Raw genomic sequence first — 22,041 nt, 5'->3', positions numbered from 1 at the left:
AAGGACCGGTGCAAGTCAACACGAACGCAAAAAGGCCGCGACTGTTCCGCGGCCCCTGTGTCGGAAAGGCTCAGCTATTAGCGTCGGGGGCCGCGCGCGACGCGTTCGATCTCTTCCCGCACGAGCCGTTCCACCAAGGTCGGCAAGTTGTCGTCCAGCCACTCCTGCAGCATCGGACGCAACATTTCTTCGGCAATTTCATCGTACGACCGACGCGTACTGAGGTCGACCGCCTGGGCAAGATTGTCAAAGGACTGCGCAACCTGACGACCGACCTCGGCCGAAATGATCGCAGGCGCGGATTTCCCGACCACAGGTTCTTCAGCGACGAGCGCCACCGGACCGGCCGAAACGGCGACGGCCACAGGCTCTTCCACCTTCGGCGCCGCTACCGGCGTTTCAACCACGACGCTCTCGCTGCTAGGTTGCTGAGCCTCACTCACCGATAGACGGCCAGCCGGCGCCGGCGGTGCGGAGACGGCTGCCATGCGCGACGTGATCACCGGACTATCCTGAACGTTACGCGGCGGTTCCTCGTTGACAGGCGCCTTCGCCATATAGCCCACGGTATGACGCTCGGAGGCCGCGCGCACCCGGGCGGCGACATCGGCCAAGGAAAGCGGCGGCTGCGCGATGTTCGAGTGCGCCTCCGAAGGGATGACGGCCACCTCAATCGCCGTTGAAGGCGTTGCTGGCTTCGACGCTTGGAGGCTCTCGTCACGCCCGCCGAAAGCCGCCGCTTCGATTTCGCTGTCGATCGTCAGCTCGATTTCGTCGGAGGCATCGTCCTCATAGTGATCCTGCGAGGAGAAATCGATCTGCCCCGGCTCGTTGCTCTCGATGATCTTGCGAATGGATGCGAGAATCTCATCCATCGAAGGTTCACGCGCGACATTGAGCTGTGCCATTTCTATCCCCGTTTGACGCGGCTGAGCATGTGTCCCGAAACGACGCATGTGCCGATTGCAAACAAACCTTAAGTGAGTTCGCGGGCGAAACATACGCCGCGAATCAGACACTTGGATTGTTGCACAGATTTGTTTTGATCGGCAGAAGCAGAAACGCCCCGGTTTCCCGAGGCGTTTTCTTGATCAGCGGCCGTCGACGGTTCGAAGTCCGAACCACTTGTCCTTGACGGCCTCGTAGTGCTCTTCGGCACGGTATTCGGCAACCTGCAAACCCTGGCTCTTCACGCTCAAAATCGCGGTGGCAGCGAGCAGGCCGTAGCTAGCAACAACCGCGTCGCGCTGGGCGATTGCCAGCTGTTCCTGCGCGTTAAGCACCGTCTGTTGCGAGTCGAGGACGTCGAGCGTGGTGCGCTGGCCGACCTTGCGCTCTTCGATCACACCGGCGAGCGCCATGTTGGCGGCCGAAATCTGAGTCTTGTTGGCACCGATACGGGCAATCGCCGCCTCAAGCTGGGCATGAGCCGTCACAACGTTCTGCTGAACGGCTGCACGCTGCGAATCGACCAGGATACGCTGCTGCCCCAGGGTCTCTTTGGCCCGACGAATCTGACCATATTCTGCACCACCCTGGTAGATCGGTACCGTCAGGCGGGCCGTGACGCTCGACGTGTCGCTGACGACACCGTCACCGGAATTACCCGTCGTGCGCCCAACCTGTCCCTGAATAGTCACACCGGGGAGCATCGTGCCTTCAGCTGACTTCACCTGGAAGCCGGCCGTATCGACATTGTATTGCGCGGCGAGAATGGTCGGATGCTGGCGCAGCCCAAGGGCAACAGCCTGATCGAGCGACCGCGGAAGCCCCTTCGAGGCAGGTGCCGGCTGCTTGATGCCGGTCGGCGCCACGCCGACGATCTGAACATAAACAGCCTCACTCTGCTTCAGCTGCGCGATGGCGCTGATCAGAAGCGACTGAGCGTTGGCGAGCGACGCTTCGGCAAGACTCACGTCAGTCCGCGTGCCTTCACCGACGTCGAGGCGGGCCTGAGACGCGTTCAACTGCTCCTTGAGGAAGGCGATGTTCTGTCGACGGATGGAAACGATCTGCTGATCGCGTGCGATGTTGGCGTAGGACGTCGCCGCTGCCAGCAGAATTTGGATTTCGTTCGCCCGAAGCCCCTCGCGGTTGGCGAAGACATTCGATTCGGCGGCGCGAACGTTGTTCAACGTCTGAAAGCCGTCAAAAATCATCTGGGTTACGGTGACACCGATCTGCCCCTGGTGAAAGTCTCGACTTCCAATAACATCGTTCTGGACAGTGGAAAGCGTTCCGTTTGCAAACGCCGAAACCTGGGGGCGAAACCCGGACTTCGCGATCGGCACCCCTTCGTCGGTCGCCCGAAGACCGGCGCGCGCGGCGTTCAGGTCCGGGTTATTCTCATAGGCTTTGGCCATTGCGCCGAAGATCGTCTCCGCCAGCACGGCCTGCGGCGCAAGCAGTACACTCGTCGAGACGGCAGCCCAAAAGGCTGCTTTGCGGACAATCGACACCATACTTCCCTCTCCGATCGGGGCGGCAATGCCAGCCCACCATTTCCTGCGGCGCCATTCCGAAGTCGAAACTGCGCCGCCCTAAATACGGCGATGAAGCGCTCACACCGCCCACCGGTGAGCAAATCACTACCTCAGCACTCTTTGAAACCCGGAATCGGTACGATCACAACTGTACACCGATACTGCGCACGATCATTTCAAAAAGAAACAGGTGGTTCGTTGCCAATTGGCAACATTGCTATTTTAGCAGCACAATCAAATGTTGAGATACCTCAATAAGTGGCACCTCAAAAAACGAAAGTCTGCTCACGGCGAAAGCCGGGAAGTGGCTTGACCGCCGTGTTGAAGTCCGCCCTTTCGGACGTCTTCCCATGCTCATGGACATAGAGCTTAGCACGCGAAGCATTACCGAAGCCTTCGACCGCAATCAGCCGGCCGCCGTTGCGCAGCTGTTCGAACAATGCAGCAGGAAGAACCTCCACGGACCCATGAACGAAGATGACGTCATAGGGCGCTTCGGCGGCATAGCCCTTGCCAAGATCGCCGGTGACGACGGCAACATTGTCATAACCGAGCCGGGCCAGCGTCTCCGTCGCCGTCGCGGCAAGCACCTCATCGCTTTCAAGTGCGACGACCGAGCCGGCGATCAGCGAAAGCAGCGCCGAGGCGTAGCCGGTGCCACAGCCGATCTCCAGCACAACGTCCGACTTCGAAATCTCGGCGAGCTGCAGCAGCTTGGCGAGCGGCGACGGCTCCATCAGGTACCGCGGGCCGACGCCCTTGGTTCCGTCGAGCTCGATGTCGGCGTCGATATAGGCAAGCTCCTTCATCCGCGCGGGCACGAACTCTTCGCGCGGCACGGAGAGGAAAGCGGACAGGATCGCATGGGACGTGACATCCGTCGTCCGGATCTGATTGTCCACCATCTTGGTGCGCGCCGCTTCGAAATTCATCATACTGCCCTCGTGTCCGGATGGGCGCGGTACCGTATCCCGGAAAACCGCGCATTCTTCATACGGCTGCCGATGCGCAGCCTTTCCATAAGCTCATAAATCGCCGCCCCGCCGGTTTCAAGCGACAGCGACATCTTGCAGAGGAAAAAGGAAACCGGAAACAGCGGGGTCGGCGACTGCGCGACCCGATAAATGCGCCAGACATGCGGCCGGCCGCCAGCCGAACGGAACCGCCCGACTCAGCGGCCAGGCGCTCCCTCCAGCCCAACAAGGGCAATCTTGGTATAACCGGCGTTCTGGATGAGGTTCATGACCGTCATCAGCTCGCCGTAATCGACGGCCTTGTCCGCACGCAGCAGGACGCGTGTCTCGGTGTTGCCTTCGGTCAGGCGCTGAAGCTGGGCCGCAAACTCCTCGCGAGCCGTTTCCTCATTGCCGATCGCCAAACCAAGATCGGCACTGAGCGTCACGAACACCGGCTTGTCGTCACGCGGCGTCGGTTTGGAGACTGACTGCGGCAGATCAACCTTCATGTCCACGGTCGCAAGCGGCGCTGCGACCATGAAGATGATGAGCAGGACGAGCATGACGTCGATGAAGGGGGTGACGTTGATCTCGCTGTTCTCGTCGAGATCGCCGCCGCCATCGCTAACCTTTCCGGCCATATCTCACCCGATCCTTGCGATGGATGCTTCTGCCGGATGGGCGAAGCCCTCTTGGCGACGCGGTTGCGCCTTGCGCAACAGGCGATGATCGAGATCACGGCTGACAAGCCGTTCGACGGCAGCTGCCGCGTCAGCGAGGACGACCTTGTAGCCGCCAACCGAGCGAGCAAAGTAGTTGTAGATGATAACCGCGGGGATTGCGGCGACGAGGCCGATTGCGGTCGCCAGCAGCGCTTCTGCAATGCCGGGGGCAACGATCGCCAGATTGGTCGTCTGCGCTTTGCTGATGCCGATGAAGGAGTTCATGATGCCCCAGACGGTTCCGAACAGACCGACGAACGGACCGACGGATCCGATCGAGGCAAGAATGCCCGTTCCGCTGGTCATGCGCTTGCCGGCGCGAACCTCGATGCGCGTCAGCAGCGATGCGACGCGTTCCTTGAGACCTGCCGCCGGCGCGTGATCGAGCACAGCCTCGGAACGCACCATCTCATCGATAGCAGCGGCAACCATTTCCGCGGCAGGACCCGACCTGCCGTCGAATATGGACTTAAGCTCAGCCAATCCGTTTGCAGCCGAGAGTTGACGGACAGCACGGCTAAGGCGTGCCTTTGCGGCAAAGAGCTCGAACGTCTTGACCACGAAAATCGCCCAGGTGATCACCGAGGCAAGCGCAAGTCCGATCATCACGGCCTTCACCACCATGTCGGCGGCAAGGAACATGCCCATCGGCGAAAGATCATGCGGCAAAATGGGGTTGGCGGCGACTTCCGACGGCGCTTCGACTGCGGGGGTATCAACCGATACGGGCGGGGTTTGTCCGCCGGTATCCGCTCCGGTTACAGCAATTCCGTTTTCCGTCGGTTGCGTTCCGGCGGTCGGTTGAGCGACCCCGGGCTGCGACGTTGCTGCCCTAGAAGCCACGGGCGGCTCGCCTTGGGTCGCAGCGCCTGCGTTGCTCGGTGCCGTTGCCGCCGGTTCGGCGCTCTGAACCTGACCGATGGCCGGGGTTGTTGTCTCGATTGAGGTGGCCTGAGCCAAGACGACCGTTGAGGAAACACTGCAAGCCAGCACCAATGTCGCTGCCGCCAAAATACTCAGCTTCGATCGGGTTCGGTTAGGCATCTTGTTCCTCGCGTACTGGTCCGTTTCGCCATCACAAAAATCACTGGCAGCCGGATTTCGAGCCACCTCAGCGTGCATTGGCCGCTCTTTACGACAAACTATGACCGAAACACAAGGATTTGTGGAGTATATAAATCAAGAATAATTTCACACCCGCATTTCAGCTCACCCAACCTCAAGATCTACCTCGATATTTGGAATAGTGGAGGATCATCGTCGAAGTCGCCGCGTCGCCAGTCATAGGCGCGATGGCGCTCCCAGGGACGCTGCAGCGACGTAAACGATGTCTTGAAGCGCATCGCCGCGCGCTGGCCGCCCTCGACCGGGTCGGCGAAAATCTCGATCGCCCCTGCCAACCGCAGCAGGCGCCCACTCAGGATCCGCGCCTGACCGGATGAACAGGTCCGCTCGTTGAAGCTTCCAGGCGCGATCAACAGATCGGCTTGATCGCACAGCACCTCGAACAGATTGGGATTTTCGATGAGCGTGACCGTCCAGCCGGCATCGCTTCGGGCGACGCACCATTGTTTCTCGCGGCATGAAAAGACATTGGGCGAAGCTTTGCCGAGCGTGTCATTGATATCCTTGCGGATGGCGGCGGCGGCCGCTGGATCGAACACCCGCGGCGTTGCCTTTCCGGATTGTCGTTTGGCTTCGGGATAGAGGCCTTCGGCTACCGCCCCAAGTGCTGGCATTGGAGCGACGTGGCTCTCGACCGCCAATGCGCGCTGCCACTGTGAAAATAGGAAATCCGAGGGCCGATCCCGGTTCGTTGCGATGGCAGTGTCAGTGACCAAGCCAACGAGACGCCCGTCCTCCGACACCACAACCGCCGGCAACTGCCTGTCCTCGACGACGAGACACATCAAACCGACGAGCAACACGACGCCGCCCAGAGCCGCAAGCCAGGTCCGCAACACGCACAGGATGATGCCGCCAAAGGCAATGAGCAGGAACGCCAGCGGCCCGATGCGGCCGGTCAGAAATTCACCGTCGAGCGACGTCACGAAGCGGGCGATCACCAGCATGCCATCCAGCCCCCATGCCATCACGGCAAGCGGATACTGTTCGAGACCAAAGGGCATCAGCAACATGGCGAACAGGCCGAACGGCATGATGACAATGCTGATCAGTGGCGCTGCAAGCACGTTGGCGAGCAGGCCGTAGGCCGGCAGGCGCTGGAAATAGGCGGCGGAGTAGACGGAGGTCGCAAGGCCGCCGATCAGGGAGGTCGCAAGCACGCCGATGACAAAGCCCATGACGAGCCGCCTGCCCCACCAGCGCCCGGCGGCTGCCCGCTCATCTGCTTGAGCACGCTCGCGCCAGCGTGCGTAGCCGGCAACCAGCGCCAGCGTTGCGGCAAAGGACATCTGGAAGCCCGGCCCCGCAACGGCAGATGGCGTGATCACGATGATGACAATTGCGGCCAGCGCGATGTTTCGCAGGCTGATCGACATGCGATCGAAGAACACCGCCACCAGCATGATCGAGATCATGATCCACGCGCGCACGGCGGAAACAGCGCCGCCGGAAATCAGGATGTAAAGAAAGACCATGGCCAGCGCACCGGCAGCGGCAATCTTCTTGATCGCCACCCGCTGCGCCAATCCGGGAACCGCGCTCAGGATCGTTCGAGCCCCGATCAGGAAGGTTCCCGCGGCAAGCACCATGTTGAGACCGGAAATCGCCAACACGTGTGCAAGGCCCGCCTGCCGCAGCATCTCGACGGTGTCGCGACCGATCGCTCTCTCCTCGGCTGTCACCAGGGCGGCGGCAAGCGCACCGGTGTCGCCACCGATCACCCCTCGGATCCTTTCGCCGACCGCCGCGCGCATTGCGGCCAGACTTTCTGCCGTTCGCGCCCAAAGTGAGCGGTCTTCCGTTGCGGCGCTACCGTCGACCGCAGGGCTATGTGGCGCACCGTAGAAATAGCCGACCGCACCAATCTGCCTGAAGTATGCGTCAAACGCGAAATCGTTGAGACCCGGTAGCGCGGGGCCCGAAGGTGGGGAAAGGCGCGCCCTGCCTTCGATCGTCGCTCCGATCGCCAACGGTGTGTGCGGGCTGCGTGACAGTACCATGACCTTGAGCGGTGCCCGTCGCAGCGTCGGCTTGGTGGTTTGCTCGATAAGAACGCCGTAGCGCCAATGCTCACGATCATTCTTCTCGCGCGAAAACACTTTACCGCGCAGATTTGTCGTTACCGGGCCATCAAGCACGACCGTATCGAGACGCGACGTTTCGAACGCGACAAGCGCCATGCCTGCGCTGAACAGTGCCCCTGCGATCATCAGTGGGCGAATGGCGCGCGCGGCCCTGCTGCACGACAAGGCGGCTATTCCGAAAACGCAAAGCAGCAGTGCAAGTTTTACAAGTCCGAGGTCATAAGGCAGCGAAAGCCAGGTCAGCACGCCGGCGGCAAGCAGCACCGGAACCAGCACCAATCCATGGCCGAACTCAGCCTCTTCCTCGATGGCACTGCGCCAGGATGAAGCAATGGCAGCCGGTCGCAGGCGCGCGCGCGCAGCCATTGCATGAGACTTCAAAAGGCGAAAGACGAGCTCGGTGCGCCTGTCCGCAGGCGTTGCAGGCGCACCATCGACCAAAACCGACGCGGGTAGCGCTGGAGCAACGTGCTTTCCATCCTGCATCGAAGTCCGAACTTCGATCTCGCTCATCGTACGGCACTTTCCCCCGAAGACTGTCGACGTGGATGATGCAACCAACACGCCAGATCCGCAACCTGGACGCTATCTGCCAAAAAAAGCGGCAATCCTATATGGAATGGTCCCCCACCATCGCTCTGACCGCCATTGATCCCGTTGGACATATTGCCCTAACGTGCGATTATTGCGTCGCCATATGCACATTTTCGCATCGCACAATTTGCCTTTCGTACAGCTTGGCAGCCGAAAATAAATCATATAGCAACTTCGCAACGTTCATTTTCGTGGCATATCTCTGTGCCACGTTGCCATAAGACGGAGGGTCCCCATGACAGAAAAAAGCGCGGTCGTAACACTCGATGGAAAGTCGGCGGAGCTACCGGTGCGATCGGGGTCCATCGGTCCTGATGTGGTCGATATCGGTTCGCTCTACAAGCAGACCAAGATGTTCACATACGACCCGGGCTTTACCTCGACGGCGTCGTGCGAATCCAAGATCACCTATATCGACGGCGATGAAGGCGTGCTCCTGCACCGCGGCTACCCGATCGAGCAGCTTGCCGAACACGGCGATTTCCTTGAAGTCTGCTACCTGCTGCTTTACGGCGAACTGCCGACGAAGGCGCAGAAGGCCGATTTCGACTATCGCGTCACGCACCACACCATGGTGCACGAGCAGATGTCGCGCTTCTTCACCGGCTTCCGCCGCGACGCCCACCCGATGGCCGTCATGTGCGGCTGCGTCGGCGCTCTCTCTGCCTTCTATCACGACTCGACCGACATCACGGATCCGCACCAGCGCATGGTCGCCTCGCTGCGCATGATCGCAAAGATGCCGACGATCGCCGCGATGGCCTACAAGTACCATATCGGCCAGCCCTTCGTTTACCCGAAGAACGACCTCGACTACGCATCCAACTTCCTGCGCATGTGCTTCGCCGTGCCTTGCGAGGAATACGTGGTCAACCCGGTGCTGTCGCGCGCCATGGATCGGATCTTCATCCTGCATGCCGACCATGAGCAGAACGCCTCGACCTCGACCGTGCGCCTTGCCGGTTCGTCCGGTGCCAATCCGTTTGCCTGCATTGCCGCCGGCATCGCCTGCCTCTGGGGTCCGGCCCACGGCGGCGCCAACGAAGCCGCGCTCAACATGCTGGCCGAAATCGGCTCGGTCGACCGAATTCCCGAATACATCGCCAAGGCCAAGGACAAGAACGATCCGTTCCGCCTGATGGGCTTCGGCCACCGCGTCTACAAGAACTACGATCCGCGCGCCAAGATCATGCAGAAGACCACGCATGAAGTGCTCGCCGAACTCGGTCACAAGGATGATCCGCTGCTCGAAGTAGCGATGGAGCTCGAGCGCATCGCGCTGACCGACGAATACTTCATCGAGAAGAAGCTCTACCCGAACATCGACTTCTACTCCGGCATCACGCTGAAGGCGCTGGGCTTCCCCACCACCATGTTCACCGTGCTGTTCGCGCTCGCCCGCACCGTCGGCTGGATCGCCCAGTGGAACGAGATGATCGAAGATCCGGAACAGCGCATCGGCCGCCCGCGCCAGCTCTATGTCGGCGCTCCCCAGCGCGACTACGTGCCGGTCTCCAAGCGCTAAGATCTTGATATGGAATTGCAAAAGCCCGGTCAGAAATGACCGGGCATTTTCATTTGGAGACCGAAGCATCGCAACGATGTACCGGCCTGTTATGTTGCTGTGGTGATCGCTGCATCGAAAGATCGAATGCCCAAGGAAATTGGTCCCTAGCGGACGTTTTTGTCCTGCATATGCGAGAGGACGATTTGAGCGCCCAGTTCGCCGGGCGGTCTGCTGGTCGCCATGCGCTCTTGCACGAGCGCGTACCCGTCGAGCATCGATGCGCGCTGGGCACTCGGGGCGGACAGCCGCTCGACCCAGCGGGTCAGGGCGCCCGGCCTAATGCTCTGGTTGAAATATTCCGGCACGATCGGGAAATCGGCGATCAGGTTGGGAAGCGCCCCGCTCCAGATTCGGATGCGGCTATGCAGCAATCGCACGAGCCAATCGGCATCATAGGTGGAGACGACGGGAACGCCGGCAAGCGCGAGTTCAAGAATGACTGTTCCGGAAGCGGCGATTGCAGCATCCGCCTTGTCGAAGGCCGCCCATTTTTCGGCAGCGCCGACGGATATCTCCGGCTGAACCTTCCAACCGGACGTGATTTCGCGGACCAGTTTTTCTTGGCGAGGAACCGTTGGCAACAGGAACTGGACGCCCGGATGCCGGCCCGCGAGCTCTTCCACCATCTGCCCAAAAATCGGCAGCAGTCGCCCAATTTCACTCGACCGAGAGCCCGGCAGAAGCAGGCAGGTCGAAACAGAGCTCCCGTTCGCCTCGCGCAATTTCGCACGCCGGCTGGCGCGAACGGCGAGCACATTGGCGTCCGTTGCCAGACGATGGCCGATATAGGTCGTCGGCGGCCCCTTGAGCTTGCGCATGATCTCGGGCTCGAACGGCAAAACCGCCAACACGTGGTCGACATAGCCGCGCATGCGCGGCGCGCGTTCCGGTTTCCACGCCCATACGCTCGGGCAGACATAGTTGATGACGGGCAGATCCGGCAGTGCGGCACGCACGCGGCGCGCCACACGATGGGTGAAATCCGGACTATCGATAATCAGCAGGGCATCGGGGCGCGACGCAATAATGGCCTTTGCGGTCTGCCGGATGCGCAGAATCAACTTCGGCAGACGCGCCAGCACCTGCGAAAAGCCCATGATCGACAGTTCGGAATAGTCGAACAGCGATTTCAGACCTTCACTCTCCAGGCCGTCACCGCCGACGCCGACCAACTCGACATCACGACCGCACTGGATGCGCAGTGCCCGTACCAGATCTGTTCCAAGCAGATCACCCGATACTTCGCCAGCAATCACTGCCAGTTTATAGCTCTGTCCGCTCATGCCCTTCCCCGGTAATCGCTGCGCTCGACGCCGATGACAAACAGTCCTGCCCGGTTGGCGGCCTCGATCACCTCGGCGCGCTCGAGCACCAGGGCGCGCCCAGCTTCGACGGCAATTCCGGCAAGCCCGGCAGCAACGGCGCCGGCGACTGTCGACGGTCCGATCGATGGCAGATCAGCGCGTAAATCCTGTTCCGGCTTGCATAGCTTGACCAGCACCCCGCGGCGGCGTGCCGAGACCCGTCCTTCCGCCTTGAGTGTCGCTACGCGCTCTAGCATCGCATCGGTGCCTTCAGCACCCTCCAGCGCCACCACGCGGCCACCGACGGCGATGGCGCCCTGCCCCACATCAAGCTGACCAAGCGCGTTGGCGGCCGCAATGCCGGCCTCTACGTCGCGCCTGTCGTCGTCGGATGGTGTGAGGGCACCGATCGGCCCTGGATCTGCGAGAAGGTTTGGTACGACCTCGTGAACGCCGATCACGTGGGCGCCGCTCGCTTCGATCAGTTGCATCGCCATACGCAGAACCGCGTCGTCGCCACCTGATACGAGTGTCCTTAAAACGCTCGGCACCCTGGCAAGGGTTTTCAGCGTCGGGCGAATGTCGCGCCATTCCGGTCGGCGACGAACCCATCCGGAAAGCACGACACGATCGATGCCTTCGTCCCTAAAGGTGCGGCTGATTGCGGAGAAGTCACCAATGGCGAGGACGGAGTGGTCAAACTCAAGCCAATCGCTCTCTTCAGCTTCGCGCGAGAGCGCGATGATATAGGGATCTTCTCCCCGGGCGCGAACCGCCTCGGCCACGTGGTGCGGTAGAGCGCCGCCTCCGGCGATGATCGCGAGCCGGCCGCCTTTCGCCGCGCGGCTCGCCCCGACCGACGTCACGCTCAGGCCTTGCCGCGGCTTGGCGACGACAGTGCCCTGTCGCTCTCGGCTGCAATGAAATCGAGGATTTCGACGACCGGTGCACAGTCCGCATAATCAGCGCGAATGGCGGCAGCATTGGCGCGAACCGATTCCGGCCCTTCGAAGATCTGCTTGTAAGCCCGGCGCACCACATGGATCGTTGCACGCTCGATGCCAGCGCGGGTCATGCCCACCACATTGAGCCCGCTTAGAACACCGGGATTGCCGTTGAGCATGCCGTAGGGAATGACGTCGTAGCTGACGGCTGAAAGACCACCGATGAACGCCTGCCGACCGATGCGCGTGAACTGATGCACAGCACAGCCGCCACCGAGGATCGCCCGGTCCCCGATCGTTACATGGCCTGCCAGCAACACGTTGTTCGACATGATGATGTTGTTGCCGAGGCGGCAATCATGCGCCACGTGCGAATAGGCGAGGAACAGATTGTTGTTGCCGACGATCGTCGCGCCGCCGTATTCGACGGTGCCTGCATTCATCGTCACACCTTCGCGGATCGTGCAGTTGTCGCCGATCTGCAAGATGGTGTCGACCGTGCTGTGGTGCACGCTTTGCGAATCTCCACCGATGACAGCATTCGGGAAAATCTTGGAGCCCTTGCCGATCGTCGTCCGGCCGTCCACGACGACGTGGCTCTTGAGCTCCATGTCGTCGCCGAGAACGACTTTCGGCCCGATGTAGCAAAACGGGCCGATCTTAACGTTCTCGCCGATCACAGCCCCATCCTCGATGATCGAGGAAGGGTGGATCTTCGCTGTTGCTGCAATCATGTTCAAGCGTCTTCCGTGCTGACGATCATCGCGCCGATATCAGCTTCTGCGACAAGTTGCCCGTCAACTTTTGCGTCACAATGAAATTTCCAGATATTGCCGCGCTGCTTCTGCTTCACGACATGAAATTCGACACGATCGCCCGGAACAACGGGCTTGCGGAACCGCGCATTGTCGATGGTCATGAAGTAGACGAGATTGGTGCCCGAAGCGGTCTTGCGCGCACAGATCGCGCCTGCGGTCTGCGCCATGCCTTCAATCAGCAAGACGCCCGGCATGATCGGCTTTTCCGGGAAGTGGCCGGTGAAGTGCGGCTCATTCGCCGAAACATTCTTGATGCCAATCGCCGAATTGTCGCCGTCGATCTCGATGATCCGGTCGACGAGCAGGAAGGGGTAGCGATGCGGGAGAAGCTTCAGGATCTCCTGAATATCCGCCGTACCCAGAACCGTTGCCGCCTCACTCATTCGTGCCACCCTTCTTTTTCTGTCTGTCACTTGCGCGCAACGCCATTTCGGCAACATCGCGCAGGAAATCGCGCATCGGACGCGCTGGAATACCGCCATAACGTTCGCCCGCAGGCACGTCGCTTGCAACGCCGCTCATCGCGGCAATCTGCACGCCGTCGCCCACGGTGATGTGGCCGTTGACGCCGCTGCCACCGCCGATCATCACGCCGTCACCAATTCTGGTGCTGCCGGCGATACCGACCTGGCTGACAATACCGCAATAGCGACCAATGCGGACGTTGTGGCCCACCTGCACGAGGTTGTCGATCTTCGTACCTTCGCCGATGACAGTGTCGTCCATCGTGCCGCGATCGATCGTGGTGTTCGCACCGATCTCAACATGGTCCTGAATGATCACACGCCCGACCTGGACGATCTTGATCATTCCACCCTTTGGACCCGGCGCGTAGCCGAACCCGTCCTGGCCGATCCGAGCGCCGGGATGGATGATGACGTTGTTGCCAACAAGAGCGCAAAGAACGCTAACGCCTGCCGCGATCGTGCAGTCGCGGCCGATACGAACGCCGGGGCCGATCACCGCGCCTGCGGCAATCCGGGTGCCGCTCCCAATCTCCGCACCGGCTCCGATTACGGCCATCGGCTCGACCTCAACGCCCTCTTCCAGACGCGCGGACGGATCGACGAAAGCAGCCGGCGAGACGCCAACAAGGCTGGTATTGCGCGACGGGCGCATCGCCACCTCGTGCAACAGCGTGCCCGCCAAGGCAAAGGCCGTATGCGGACGTCCAGTCAGGAGAATGGGAATATGAGGCGGCACGAGCGGAGCGATCGTCTTGTCGCAGATAATCGCGGAGGCTTGGCAAGTCTCCAGCTCGGCGCGGTACTTGCGCGAAAGCATATAGCAAATGTCGCCGGGCTTTGCCCGATAGACAGGAGCTACGGAATGGATAGCGCGATCTGCAACCGCGCCATCCGACAACTCCGTCCCAATTTGATTCGCGAGGTCACCCAAGCGAATCCCTTTATGGGGCGGAAAAAACCAGTTCTGTTCCATGGACACTCCAGAACAATCAACTTTCGGCAGTTCTGGACTGCTTCTTTATCAGAACGACGAGGAAATACCGAACTTCAGGTTCTGAACCTTGTCGAAATCTTCCTTCGCGATCGGCCAGGCGTAGTCGACACGCAACGGACCGAACGGCGAAGCCCAGATCAAGCCGAGACCGACCGACGCACGCAGCGAGGAACCGTTGCCCTGAACCGTTTCCGAAGGCAACATGGCCACCTTGTTGCTATAGAGCGTACCCGCATCGGCAAAGACCGCGCCGCGGAAACCGCTGTCACGCGGGATACCCGGAAGCGGGAACGTCGCCTCGGCCGAAGCTGTGAAGTACGTCGTGCCGCCAAGTGCGTCGCCCGTTCTTTGATCGCGCGGACCGATACCGTTACGCTCAAAGCCGCGAATATCGTTGCTGCCCAGCTGGAACTGGTCGAAGACTTGCAGGTCGCTGCCGGTTTCGAAGATATGACCGGCACCACCCGCGAGCGAAGCAATGATGTCCGCTTCATCGTTGACCGTGTAGTACCACTTGGCCTTACCGGTCATCTTGTAGAAGTCAGAATCACCGCCGAGACCGGCAAATTCATGCGTGAATGTCGCAAGCACGCCGTCATGCGGCAGCTGGGCGTCATCGAGCGTGTTGTACGTGATCGACTGCGACACCGACGAACGGAGCCAGTTTCCACCCTCAACTGCGCGAACGTAAGGCGACGACAGATCTGCGAGATTACCGCTGCTATAGTCGAACTGCGTATAGTTGTACCGCAGCGTGGTCGACAGGTTTTCGGTAATCGGAGCCGCTATGCGCAGGCTGAAACCCTGGTCTTCATAGCTGTAGTTGTCGTCATCAAAGTCGTTTTCATTCTTGAAGACGTCGAAGCCTGCGGCCAGACGATAACCAAGGAAATACGGCTCGGTGAACGAAACGTTGTAAGTCCGACTCTCATCGCCGCGACCTGCAGCGACGCGAATGTACTGACCGCGACCGAGGAAGTTCTTTTCTTCAATCGAGGCTTCGACGAGGAAGCCGCCACCGCTGCCAGCGGAGTAACCGGCACCAATACCGAACGAACCGGTCGACTGATCCTGAACGTCAACGATAACCACGACACGGTCGGCAGCGCTGCCGGGAGCCGTCGAGACGTTGACGGTCGAGAAGTAACCAAGAGCCTCGAGGCGACGCTTGGCACGCGCTACCATTTCCTGGTTGAAGGCATCGCCTTCGCCCATATCGAACTCGCGACGGATAACGTAGTCACGTGTGCGGGTATTGCCGCGGATTTCAATGCGCTCGACATAGGCGCGCTCGCCCTGATCGACGAGATAATCGACTGCGATCGTATGATTGCCGAGGTCGCGGTTACCGCGCGGGGTGACGCGCGCAAACGGGTAGCCAGCCGAAGCGACGCGCTTCGAAATCTCGCTCATCGTTTCCTGGATATCCTTGGCCTTGTAGACCGATCCTTCGCGGCTGAGGACAACACCTTTCAGTGATTCAGCATCCACACCTTCGACCGTCGATTCCACCGTCACCGCACCGAAGTCGTAACGCGGACCTTCTTCGACGGTGACCGTCACCGTGTACTCGTTGGTCGCCTCGTTCAGCGTAGCCTCGGACGAAATGACCTGGAAGTCAGCGTAGCCGCGGTTGAAATAGAACTGGCGCAGCAGCTCTTCGTCGGCGCGCAGCTTGTCCGGGTTGTAAACGTCCTTGCGGGTCAGGAACGAGAAGATGCCGGATTCCTTCGTCGCGATCACCGACTGCAGACGACCATCGCTGTAGGCTTCGTTGCCGACGAAATTGATCTGCGAAATCTTGGTACGTTCACCTTCGTTGATCACGAAGGCAAGATTCACACGACCTTCGGCAATCGGAACAACCTGCGTCGTAACCGTGATATCGCTGCGACCGATCGCTGCGTAGGCGTCCTTGATCGACTGAATATCGGTTTCGACGGTTGCTTCGCTGTAGGGACCGAGCGGCTGGGTGCGGACGATGCCTTGCAGCTTGTCGTCCTTGATCTTCCGATTACCGTTGAAGACAACCTGGTTGATCAGCTGATTCTCGCTGACGGTGACGACAAGCGTCCCACCGGCAATATTGATGCTGACATCAGAGAAATAGCCGGTCGAGTACAGACGCTTCACGGAAGCATCGATATCGGCATTGCTGAAGCTCTTACCGGGAACAATCGTGATGTTCGCGCGCACCGTCTCAGCGCTGACGCGCGTGGCTCCGCGAACTTCAACACGACTGATGGTGGCGGCCTCTGCGACGGAAGCGCCTGCGAGCAATCCAACACCAGCGCCAGAAACCACCATACTCGTGGATAGCGCAAACGCAGACACCGCGTTCAAAAACCTTGAACCAGCTTTCATGTTCAAATCTTACCTTTTCCCAACGTCGCGCGGCAATTTCGTGCCGACTCCGGTCACGGTTGCCGTTTTACCCGCTTTTCCCATACAAGCAAGCCAGCTCGTTAATTTCTGTTTACTTCAATTCGAACCGTGGCTTAACGGCCACTACAGATTCGAGTTATCGTAAACAAATCCTTGCTGTACAAGCCATTGAAATCCAATCGTTCACAGTATCGGTCGTCGTTTCCGCCCAAACACTCCCCGGCCGAACGCTAGCCGAAGAACATCGAGATGTCGTTCCAGGTGGCAAAAACCATGAGCATCAGCACCATGGCAAAGCCGATCCGATAGGCGACATCCTGCGCGGCGGCTCCAACCGGCTTCCCGCGCAAGGCCTCAACCGCATAGAACATCAGATGGCCGCCATCAAGCACCGGAACGGGCATGAGGTTAAGCAATCCTATGGAAACTGACAGGACAGCCGCAAGCTGCAGCACGGCTGCAACACCCAGTGTCGCCATTTGGCCCGAAGCCTGGGCCACACGGATGGGGCCGCCAAGCTGATCCGCCTTCATCCGCCCGGTAACGAGATTCGCCAGATAGTCGAACGTACCGGTGACAATGTGCCAGCTTTGCAGCGCACCCTGCCCGATCGCCTCGATCGGACCATAGCTGACCAGACGGAAATTGCCGGCATCCTGATCGGTGACAATGCCGATGATGCCAATCTCCATCTTGTTTCCGAACTGGTCGGAAATCTCGGTCCGTTCCGGCACCATGGGAAGGTCCAGGAATGCACCGTCCCGCTCGATCCGGATCTTGATCTCAAGTTCCGGCCGCACGCTGACATAACGGCGAACATCGTCAAACGTCGCCACCGGGGTTCCGTCAATGGCGATCAACCGGTCGCGGGGCAAAATGCCGGCTTTGGCCGCGGCACTATTCTCCTTGACCTGTGCGACGACGGGGTCTGCCACCGAACGCCCGTAGACGGCGAAGAGAACGGCAAAAATCGCGATGGCGAGGATGAAATTTGCGATGGGGCCGGCGGCAACCGTCGCTGCCCGCTTCCACAGCTTGGCCCCCAGAAAGGTTTGGGCCCTTTCTTCCGGCGAGATCGTCTCCAGCCGCTTGTAGTCCGGCGTGCTGGCCGCATCCTCGTCGCCGTAGAACTTGACGTAGCCGCCAAGCGGTATCACGCAGAATTTCCACCGGGTGCCATGCTTATCTGTCCAGCCCAACAGCTCCGGTCCGAAGCCGACCGAGAACGCGAGGATACGAATGCCCGACCACCGGCCGACGAGATAGTGTCCCATTTCGTGCACGAAGACCAGGAGGGTCAGAACCAGCAGGAATGGAACGATGTAGCCGGTCACGAATTGCAGGGCATCAAGCAGATATGTCATGGACTTTCCTTAAGTGCCTGCGAACGGCATTACAGGCCGAGCAGGACCGAACCGAAGGCGATCTGACGCCCATCGCTGACGACATACTGTATCAGGACAAGGACCAGCGTGGCGATACAGGCGAAGACCAGACCGTCAACCCGATCCATGACCCCACCATGCCCAGGAATGAGATGGCTCGAATCCTTGACGCCGAAGCGGCGCTTTATGAAGGATTCGAAGAGGTCCCCGATCTGGCTCGCGACGGAGAGAACCAGCGCCAACATCGGGATACGGAGGTCTTGCAGCGGGAAGTATGCCATAAAAGCAGCCGTTCCGGCTAGAACACCGCAGATGGTGCCGCCAATCGCACCGGACCAGGTCTTGCCGGGTGAAATGCGCGGTGCCAGCTTGGGTCCGCCGAGGGCGCGGCCGACGAAATAGGCAAGAATATCGGTTCCCCAAACAACGGCGAAGACGAACAACGTCGCCGCCAGCCCAGGGTTGTCATCGCCTCGCAGCGCGGCCAGCGATATACCCGTCAATCCGGCATAGACAATCCCGCCCGGCAGCCACCAGCTCCCCTTTTTGAGCGACACCCAGAGGACCGATATGACGACGACAAGGAGCAGGGCCGGCAGACTGTAGCCGATGTTTCCGAGAAGAATGAGCGCCGCGATTATCGCCAGAGACAGCCAGCCGAAAGCGTTGCCCTGGAAATCACGTTCCGCAAGACCGGTGATCGTCGACCATTCATAGTAGACGAGCAAGGCGATTGCCACCGAAAGCAGTTGGAAGGCCAAGCCGCCGAACCAGGTCGCGCCAAGGGCGACCGCCGCGAGCACCACTCCGGAAGCGATGCGAAGCTTGAGTTCTGTTTGCATTACGAACCAACCGCTAACGTCGGCTGCGCCAGACCGCCGAAGCGACGCTCGCGGCAGGCGAATTTCTCGAGCGCGGACAGGAACGTCTCGCGTGTGAAGTCTGGCCAAAGCTCGGGAACGAACAGCAGTTCCGAATAGGCGCCCTGCCACAACAGAAAGTTTGAAAGCCGCTCTTCGCCGCTGGTGCGAAGAATGAGATCCGGATCGGGTATCCCGGCCGTATCGAGCGAAGCGGCAATACGCTCCGGCGTGATATCCTCGGGAGCCAAGCGTCCCTGGGCAACTTCCGTCGCCAGGCGTCGCATGGCGCGCGTCAACTCGTCACGCGCACCGTAATTGAAGGCGATCACCAGCGTAATGCCGGTATTTCCGCTTGTCGTCTCCTCGGCCTCGATCAGCAGGGGCAGGATGTCGCCTCGCAGGTTCGACCGCTCTCCGATAATCCGGATGCGGACGTTTTCGCGATGCAGATCAGCGAGGTCACGGCGAATGAAGGCCTTGAGCAAGCCCATCAGATCCGTCACTTCGGCCTGCGGCCTGTTCCAGTTTTCCGATGAAAACGCAAAGAGCGTGAGGTAGCGAACCCCCGCTTCCGCCGCCGTCTTCACTGCGTCGCGAACCGCCTCAACGCCCTTGCGATGTCCCATCGTGCGCGGAAGTCCGCGCGCATTCGCCCAGCGCCCGTTGCCATCCATGATGATGGCAACGTGTTCCGGAACGGTGATCGGGAGGAGATTTTGCATAAGGCGTCCGCGAAAGGAGACTCAAGGATCAGGAGCAGATCAGACCTGCATGATTTCCTTTTCCTTATCGACGAGCAAGCGGTCGATATCGGAAATCGTTTCATCGGTCATCTTTTGCACCCGCTCGGACTGAGCACGGCTGATATCCTGCCCGATGTCGCCATCCTTTTCGGCTTTTTTCAGGTCGTCCATGCCATCGCGACGAACGTGCCGCACGGCGACCTTGGCCTTTTCGGCATAGTCGTGGGCAACCTTGACCAGCGACTTGCGACGCTCTTCGTTGAGCTCCGGCAGCGGGATGCGCAGGTTCTGGCCGTCGATGATCGGGTTCAGGCCGAGGTTCGATTCACGGATGCCGCGATCGACGGCGCCGACCATCTGTTTGTCCCAGACAGAAACGGACAGCATGCGCGGCTCCGGCACGGTGATGTTTGCCACCTGATTGAGCGGAACACGCGAGCCATAGGCTTCCACGGTCACCGGATCGAGAACATTCGCCGACGCACGGCCGGTGCGCAGCGATGCGATATCGCTCTTGAATGCGGAGATAGCGCCATCCATGCGACGCTTCAGTTCCTTCAGGTCTACACCTTCACTCATGGTTGAAAACTCCCGTTCTGTCTTTTATCGGCAGATAGCTGTCTGGCAGCTGCTAGTTGTCCGTGACGATGGTGGCGCGGCCGCCACCGGTCAATATTTCGGCAAAGCCGCCCTTCTCGTGAATGGAGAAGACGACGATCGGAATGGCGTTCTCGCGCGCCAGCGCCACCGCTGCCACGTCCATCACCGCCAGGCCCTTTTCCAGGACGGCGCTGTGGGTCAGGTGGTCGAAGCGCGTCGCTGTCGGGTCCTTCTTCGGGTCGGCGGAATAGATGCCGTCCACCTGCGTGCCCTTGAAGATCGCCTCGGCACCCATTTCGGCTGCGCGGAGCGCGGCTGCAGAATCGGTCGTGAAGAACGGATTGCCGGTACCGCCCGCAAAGATCACCACGCGCCCGAGCGACAGATGGTAGAGCGTTGCGCGCTGCGAGAAGCTTTCGCAGATCTCAGGCATTGCGATTGCCGAGAGCACCACCGTGTCGATGTCGAGCTTGCGCAGCGACGTCGCCAGCGCGAGCGCATTGATGACGGTTGCCAGCATGCCCATATGGTCGCCGGTCACCCGGTCGCCACCCTTGGACGCGACGGCAACGCCGCGGAAGATATTGCCGCCACCGACGACGACGCCCACTTCGACGCCCATGGCGCGCGCCTCGGCGATGTCGGCCGCAATGCGGTCGGCGACGGCCACGTCGATGCCGAAGCCCTGGCTTCCCATCAGGGCTTCACCGGAGGCTTTAAGTAGAACACGCTTGTAGATTGGCTCGGCCGGCATCATCGCTCCTGAACAGATCGGTACGCGTGCACGCAAAAAGGCGCGCTGCGTATAAGGACATAGTGCGCTACTCGGTTTCAACCGCTGCGGAGCATTTTCCGGCGGGTCCGGCGCATTGACGAAGCCGGATACACGAAGGGCACCGCGTTGTCACGCGATGCCCTGAGGTTTTCCAAACAAGGGTGAAGAAATCAGCCCTTGGCGACAGCCGCAACTTCGGCTGCGAAGTCGGATTCTTCCTTCTCGACGCCTTCGCCGAGCAGAAGACGGGCCATTCCGGTCACTTCGATCGGTGCGCCAGCGAGCTTTTCAGCATCCTTGATGGCCTGACCGACGGTGATTTCCGGGTTCATGACGAAGGCCTGCGACAGCAGGGCGACTTCTTCGAAGAACTTGCGCATGCGGCCTTCAACCATCTTTTCGATGATGTTGTCCGGCTTGCCAGAAGCGCGCGACTGCTCGATGAACACGTTGCGTTCGCGCTCGGCAACAGCCGCGTCGACTTCGTCGGCGCGGATGGCCAGCGGGTTGGTGGCAGCAATGTGCATGGCGACCTGGCGGCCGACCGAGAACAGAACTTCCTTGTCGCCAATCGACTTCAGCGCAACGAGAACGCCGAGCTTGCCGATGCCGTCGCCGGCAGCGTTGTGGATGTAGGTCGCAACGACGCCGTCTTCGACCTGCAGCAGGGCTGCGCGGCGGAGCGTCATGTTCTCGCCGATGGTGGCGATCGCATCCTTGATCGTGTCGTCGACCGACTTGCCGGTTGCCGGGTAGTTGGCGTTGGCAATGGCTTCGACAGAACCGTCGGTGCCGAGCGCAACGTTGGCAACGCCGCGAACGAGTTCCTGGAAGGCTTCGTTGCGGGCTACGAAGTCGGTCTCGGAGTTGACTTCGACGACAACAGCCTTGACGCCGCCGCTGACGATACCGATGAGGCCTTCAGCAGCCGTGCGGCCCGACTTCTTGTCGGCCTTGGCGATGCCCTTGGCACGCAACCAGTCGATCGCAGCTTCCATGTCGCCATTGGTTTCGGCGAGCGCCTTCTTGCAATCCATCATGCCTGCGCCGGTCTTTTCGCGCAGTTCCTTCACCATTGCTGCAGTTACACTCATCTTTTGCCTCTTTGTCTGTTTGGCTGGCGCGCTGCCCGCAAGTGGCGCGGCACCAGGAGGTTTGGCAGGGGAATGGCTTGCGAATGTGACACCGTGATGAACGCGCCGACCGCTGTCGTGTCCGGGGCGCGGATCGCC

The 22,041-nt window shown here is 60.4% G+C and carries 19 protein-coding genes; 1 reads left to right on the top strand and 18 read right to left on the bottom strand.

All coding sequences use genetic code 11. The annotated features are described in order from the left end of the window. Nucleotides 1–77: 77 nt before the first annotated feature. From HT585_RS20395 to HT585_RS20370, 6 genes are all read right to left on the bottom strand, one after another. The gene (locus HT585_RS20395) at nt 78–908 is read right to left on the bottom strand and encodes a PopZ family protein (protein WP_176354677.1); all 831 of its coding nucleotides are present in this window, start codon (nt 906–908) and stop codon (nt 78–80) included. 183 nt (nt 909–1,091) lie between these two features. Continuing rightward, nucleotides 1,092–2,462, bottom strand: a complete 1,371-nt coding sequence (locus HT585_RS20390; RefSeq protein ID WP_176354676.1) for a TolC family outer membrane protein — start codon at nt 2,460–2,462, stop codon at nt 1,092–1,094. Between the two features lie 287 nt (nt 2,463–2,749). Further along, complete coding sequence (locus HT585_RS20385; RefSeq protein ID WP_176354839.1) at nt 2,750–3,415, bottom strand: protein-L-isoaspartate O-methyltransferase family protein; 666 nt, start codon at nt 3,413–3,415, stop codon at nt 2,750–2,752. Between the two features lie 239 nt (nt 3,416–3,654). Continuing rightward, complete coding sequence (gene exbD, locus HT585_RS20380; protein ID WP_176354675.1) at nt 3,655–4,080, bottom strand: TonB system transport protein ExbD; 426 nt, start codon at nt 4,078–4,080, stop codon at nt 3,655–3,657. 3 nt (nt 4,081–4,083) lie between these two features. Next, nucleotides 4,084–5,205 (bottom strand): tonB-system energizer ExbB, encoded by a 1,122-nt coding sequence (exbB, locus tag HT585_RS20375; RefSeq protein WP_425513768.1) that lies wholly within the window; start codon nt 5,203–5,205, stop codon nt 4,084–4,086. A 182-nt stretch (nt 5,206–5,387) separates the two neighbouring features. Further along, nucleotides 5,388–7,883: a ComEC/Rec2 family competence protein gene (locus HT585_RS20370; RefSeq protein WP_176354673.1), complete on the bottom strand. Its 2,496-nt coding sequence runs from the start codon at nt 7,881–7,883 to the stop codon at nt 5,388–5,390. Between the two features lie 316 nt (nt 7,884–8,199). Here HT585_RS20370 and gltA point away from each other — a divergent pair, with 316 nt between their 5' ends. Next, nucleotides 8,200–9,489: a citrate synthase gene (gene gltA / locus HT585_RS20365; RefSeq protein WP_176354672.1), complete on the top strand. Its 1,290-nt coding sequence runs from the start codon at nt 8,200–8,202 to the stop codon at nt 9,487–9,489. Between the two features lie 146 nt (nt 9,490–9,635). Here the strand turns inward: gltA and HT585_RS20360 are convergent, their stop codons facing one another. From HT585_RS20360 to tsf, 12 genes are all read right to left on the bottom strand, one after another. Further along, nucleotides 9,636–10,814: a lipid-A-disaccharide synthase gene (locus tag HT585_RS20360; RefSeq protein ID WP_176354671.1), complete on the bottom strand. Its 1,179-nt coding sequence runs from the start codon at nt 10,812–10,814 to the stop codon at nt 9,636–9,638. After that, nucleotides 10,811–11,701: a UDP-2,3-diacylglucosamine diphosphatase LpxI domain-containing protein gene (locus HT585_RS20355; RefSeq protein WP_176354670.1), complete on the bottom strand. Its 891-nt coding sequence runs from the start codon at nt 11,699–11,701 to the stop codon at nt 10,811–10,813. The genes HT585_RS20360 and HT585_RS20355 overlap by 4 nt, the downstream gene beginning before the upstream one ends. Before the next feature lie 2 nt (nt 11,702–11,703). Next, complete coding sequence (lpxA, locus tag HT585_RS20350) at nt 11,704–12,513, bottom strand: acyl-ACP--UDP-N-acetylglucosamine O-acyltransferase (RefSeq protein WP_425513767.1); 810 nt, start codon at nt 12,511–12,513, stop codon at nt 11,704–11,706. Nucleotides 12,514–12,515: 2 nt separating this feature from the next. Next, nucleotides 12,516–12,980: a 3-hydroxyacyl-ACP dehydratase FabZ gene (gene fabZ / locus HT585_RS20345; RefSeq protein WP_025426827.1), complete on the bottom strand. Its 465-nt coding sequence runs from the start codon at nt 12,978–12,980 to the stop codon at nt 12,516–12,518. Next, nucleotides 12,973–14,037 (bottom strand): UDP-3-O-(3-hydroxymyristoyl)glucosamine N-acyltransferase, encoded by a 1,065-nt coding sequence (gene lpxD, locus HT585_RS20340; RefSeq protein ID WP_176354668.1) that lies wholly within the window; start codon nt 14,035–14,037, stop codon nt 12,973–12,975. Before lpxD ends, fabZ begins: the two co-directional genes overlap by 8 nt. A 48-nt stretch (nt 14,038–14,085) precedes the next feature. Continuing rightward, entirely contained in the window at nt 14,086–16,422 is a 2,337-nt protein-coding gene (gene bamA, locus HT585_RS20335; RefSeq protein ID WP_176354667.1) for an outer membrane protein assembly factor BamA, read from the bottom strand. A gap of 251 nt (nt 16,423–16,673) precedes the next feature. Continuing rightward, the gene (rseP, locus tag HT585_RS20330; RefSeq protein WP_176354666.1) at nt 16,674–17,807 is read right to left on the bottom strand and encodes an RIP metalloprotease RseP; all 1,134 of its coding nucleotides are present in this window, start codon (nt 17,805–17,807) and stop codon (nt 16,674–16,676) included. 29 nt (nt 17,808–17,836) lie between these two features. Then, nucleotides 17,837–18,670, bottom strand: coding sequence for a phosphatidate cytidylyltransferase (locus HT585_RS20325; RefSeq protein ID WP_176354665.1), 834 nt, complete (start codon nt 18,668–18,670; stop codon nt 17,837–17,839). Further along, complete coding sequence (locus tag HT585_RS20320; protein ID WP_077498294.1) at nt 18,670–19,413, bottom strand: isoprenyl transferase; 744 nt, start codon at nt 19,411–19,413, stop codon at nt 18,670–18,672. Before HT585_RS20320 ends, HT585_RS20325 begins: the two co-directional genes overlap by 1 nt. Before the next feature lie 39 nt (nt 19,414–19,452). Beyond that, complete coding sequence (frr, locus tag HT585_RS20315; RefSeq protein WP_025426821.1) at nt 19,453–20,013, bottom strand: ribosome recycling factor; 561 nt, start codon at nt 20,011–20,013, stop codon at nt 19,453–19,455. Between the two features lie 52 nt (nt 20,014–20,065). Next, the gene (pyrH, locus tag HT585_RS20310) at nt 20,066–20,788 is read right to left on the bottom strand and encodes a UMP kinase (RefSeq protein WP_173419852.1); all 723 of its coding nucleotides are present in this window, start codon (nt 20,786–20,788) and stop codon (nt 20,066–20,068) included. A gap of 191 nt (nt 20,789–20,979) precedes the next feature. Further along, nucleotides 20,980–21,903 carry a translation elongation factor Ts gene (gene tsf / locus HT585_RS20305; protein ID WP_173419851.1) on the bottom strand — a complete coding sequence of 308 codons (924 nt, stop codon included), beginning with the start codon at nt 21,901–21,903 and terminating at the stop codon, nt 20,980–20,982. Between the last annotated feature and the right edge of the window lie 138 nt (nt 21,904–22,041).

The sequence above is a fragment of the Ensifer oleiphilus genome, from assembly GCF_013371465.1.
In the GTDB taxonomy this organism is placed as follows: domain Bacteria; phylum Pseudomonadota; class Alphaproteobacteria; order Rhizobiales; family Rhizobiaceae; genus Ensifer; species Ensifer oleiphilus.
The sequence above is the reverse complement of the archived record's forward strand: the minus strand, read 5'-3'. Positions and strand labels throughout refer to the sequence as shown.

What these genes read in the sequence shown, in the direction of transcription:
- lpxA (WP_425513767.1), bottom strand. Translation starts at nt 12,513, where the DNA reads ATGATTGCAGCAACAGCGAAGATCCACCCTTCCTCGATCATCGAGGAT.
- lpxD (WP_176354668.1), bottom strand. Translation starts at nt 14,037, where the DNA reads ATGGAACAGAACTGGTTTTTTCCGCCCCATAAAGGGATTCGCTTGGGT.
- HT585_RS20360 (WP_176354671.1), bottom strand. Translation starts at nt 10,814, where the DNA reads ATGAGCGGACAGAGCTATAAACTGGCAGTGATTGCTGGCGAAGTATCG.
- HT585_RS20390 (WP_176354676.1), bottom strand. Translation starts at nt 2,462, where the DNA reads ATGGTGTCGATTGTCCGCAAAGCAGCCTTTTGGGCTGCCGTCTCGACG.
- rseP (WP_176354666.1), bottom strand. Translation starts at nt 17,807, where the DNA reads ATGACATATCTGCTTGATGCCCTGCAATTCGTGACCGGCTACATCGTT.
- HT585_RS20395 (WP_176354677.1), bottom strand. Translation starts at nt 908, where the DNA reads ATGGCACAGCTCAATGTCGCGCGTGAACCTTCGATGGATGAGATTCTC.
- HT585_RS20325 (WP_176354665.1), bottom strand. Translation starts at nt 18,670, where the DNA reads ATGCAAACAGAACTCAAGCTTCGCATCGCTTCCGGAGTGGTGCTCGCG.
- exbD (WP_176354675.1), bottom strand. Translation starts at nt 4,080, where the DNA reads ATGGCCGGAAAGGTTAGCGATGGCGGCGGCGATCTCGACGAGAACAGC.
- fabZ (WP_025426827.1), bottom strand. Translation starts at nt 12,980, where the DNA reads ATGAGTGAGGCGGCAACGGTTCTGGGTACGGCGGATATTCAGGAGATC.
- gltA (WP_176354672.1), top strand. Translation starts at nt 8,200, where the DNA reads ATGACAGAAAAAAGCGCGGTCGTAACACTCGATGGAAAGTCGGCGGAG.
- HT585_RS20385 (WP_176354839.1), bottom strand. Translation starts at nt 3,415, where the DNA reads ATGAATTTCGAAGCGGCGCGCACCAAGATGGTGGACAATCAGATCCGG.
- frr (WP_025426821.1), bottom strand. Translation starts at nt 20,013, where the DNA reads ATGAGTGAAGGTGTAGACCTGAAGGAACTGAAGCGTCGCATGGATGGC.
- HT585_RS20320 (WP_077498294.1), bottom strand. Translation starts at nt 19,413, where the DNA reads ATGCAAAATCTCCTCCCGATCACCGTTCCGGAACACGTTGCCATCATC.
- HT585_RS20370 (WP_176354673.1), bottom strand. Translation starts at nt 7,883, where the DNA reads ATGAGCGAGATCGAAGTTCGGACTTCGATGCAGGATGGAAAGCACGTT.
- tsf (WP_173419851.1), bottom strand. Translation starts at nt 21,903, where the DNA reads ATGAGTGTAACTGCAGCAATGGTGAAGGAACTGCGCGAAAAGACCGGC.
- exbB (WP_425513768.1), bottom strand. Translation starts at nt 5,205, where the DNA reads ATGCCTAACCGAACCCGATCGAAGCTGAGTATTTTGGCGGCAGCGACA.
- bamA (WP_176354667.1), bottom strand. Translation starts at nt 16,422, where the DNA reads ATGAAAGCTGGTTCAAGGTTTTTGAACGCGGTGTCTGCGTTTGCGCTA.
- pyrH (WP_173419852.1), bottom strand. Translation starts at nt 20,788, where the DNA reads ATGCCGGCCGAGCCAATCTACAAGCGTGTTCTACTTAAAGCCTCCGGT.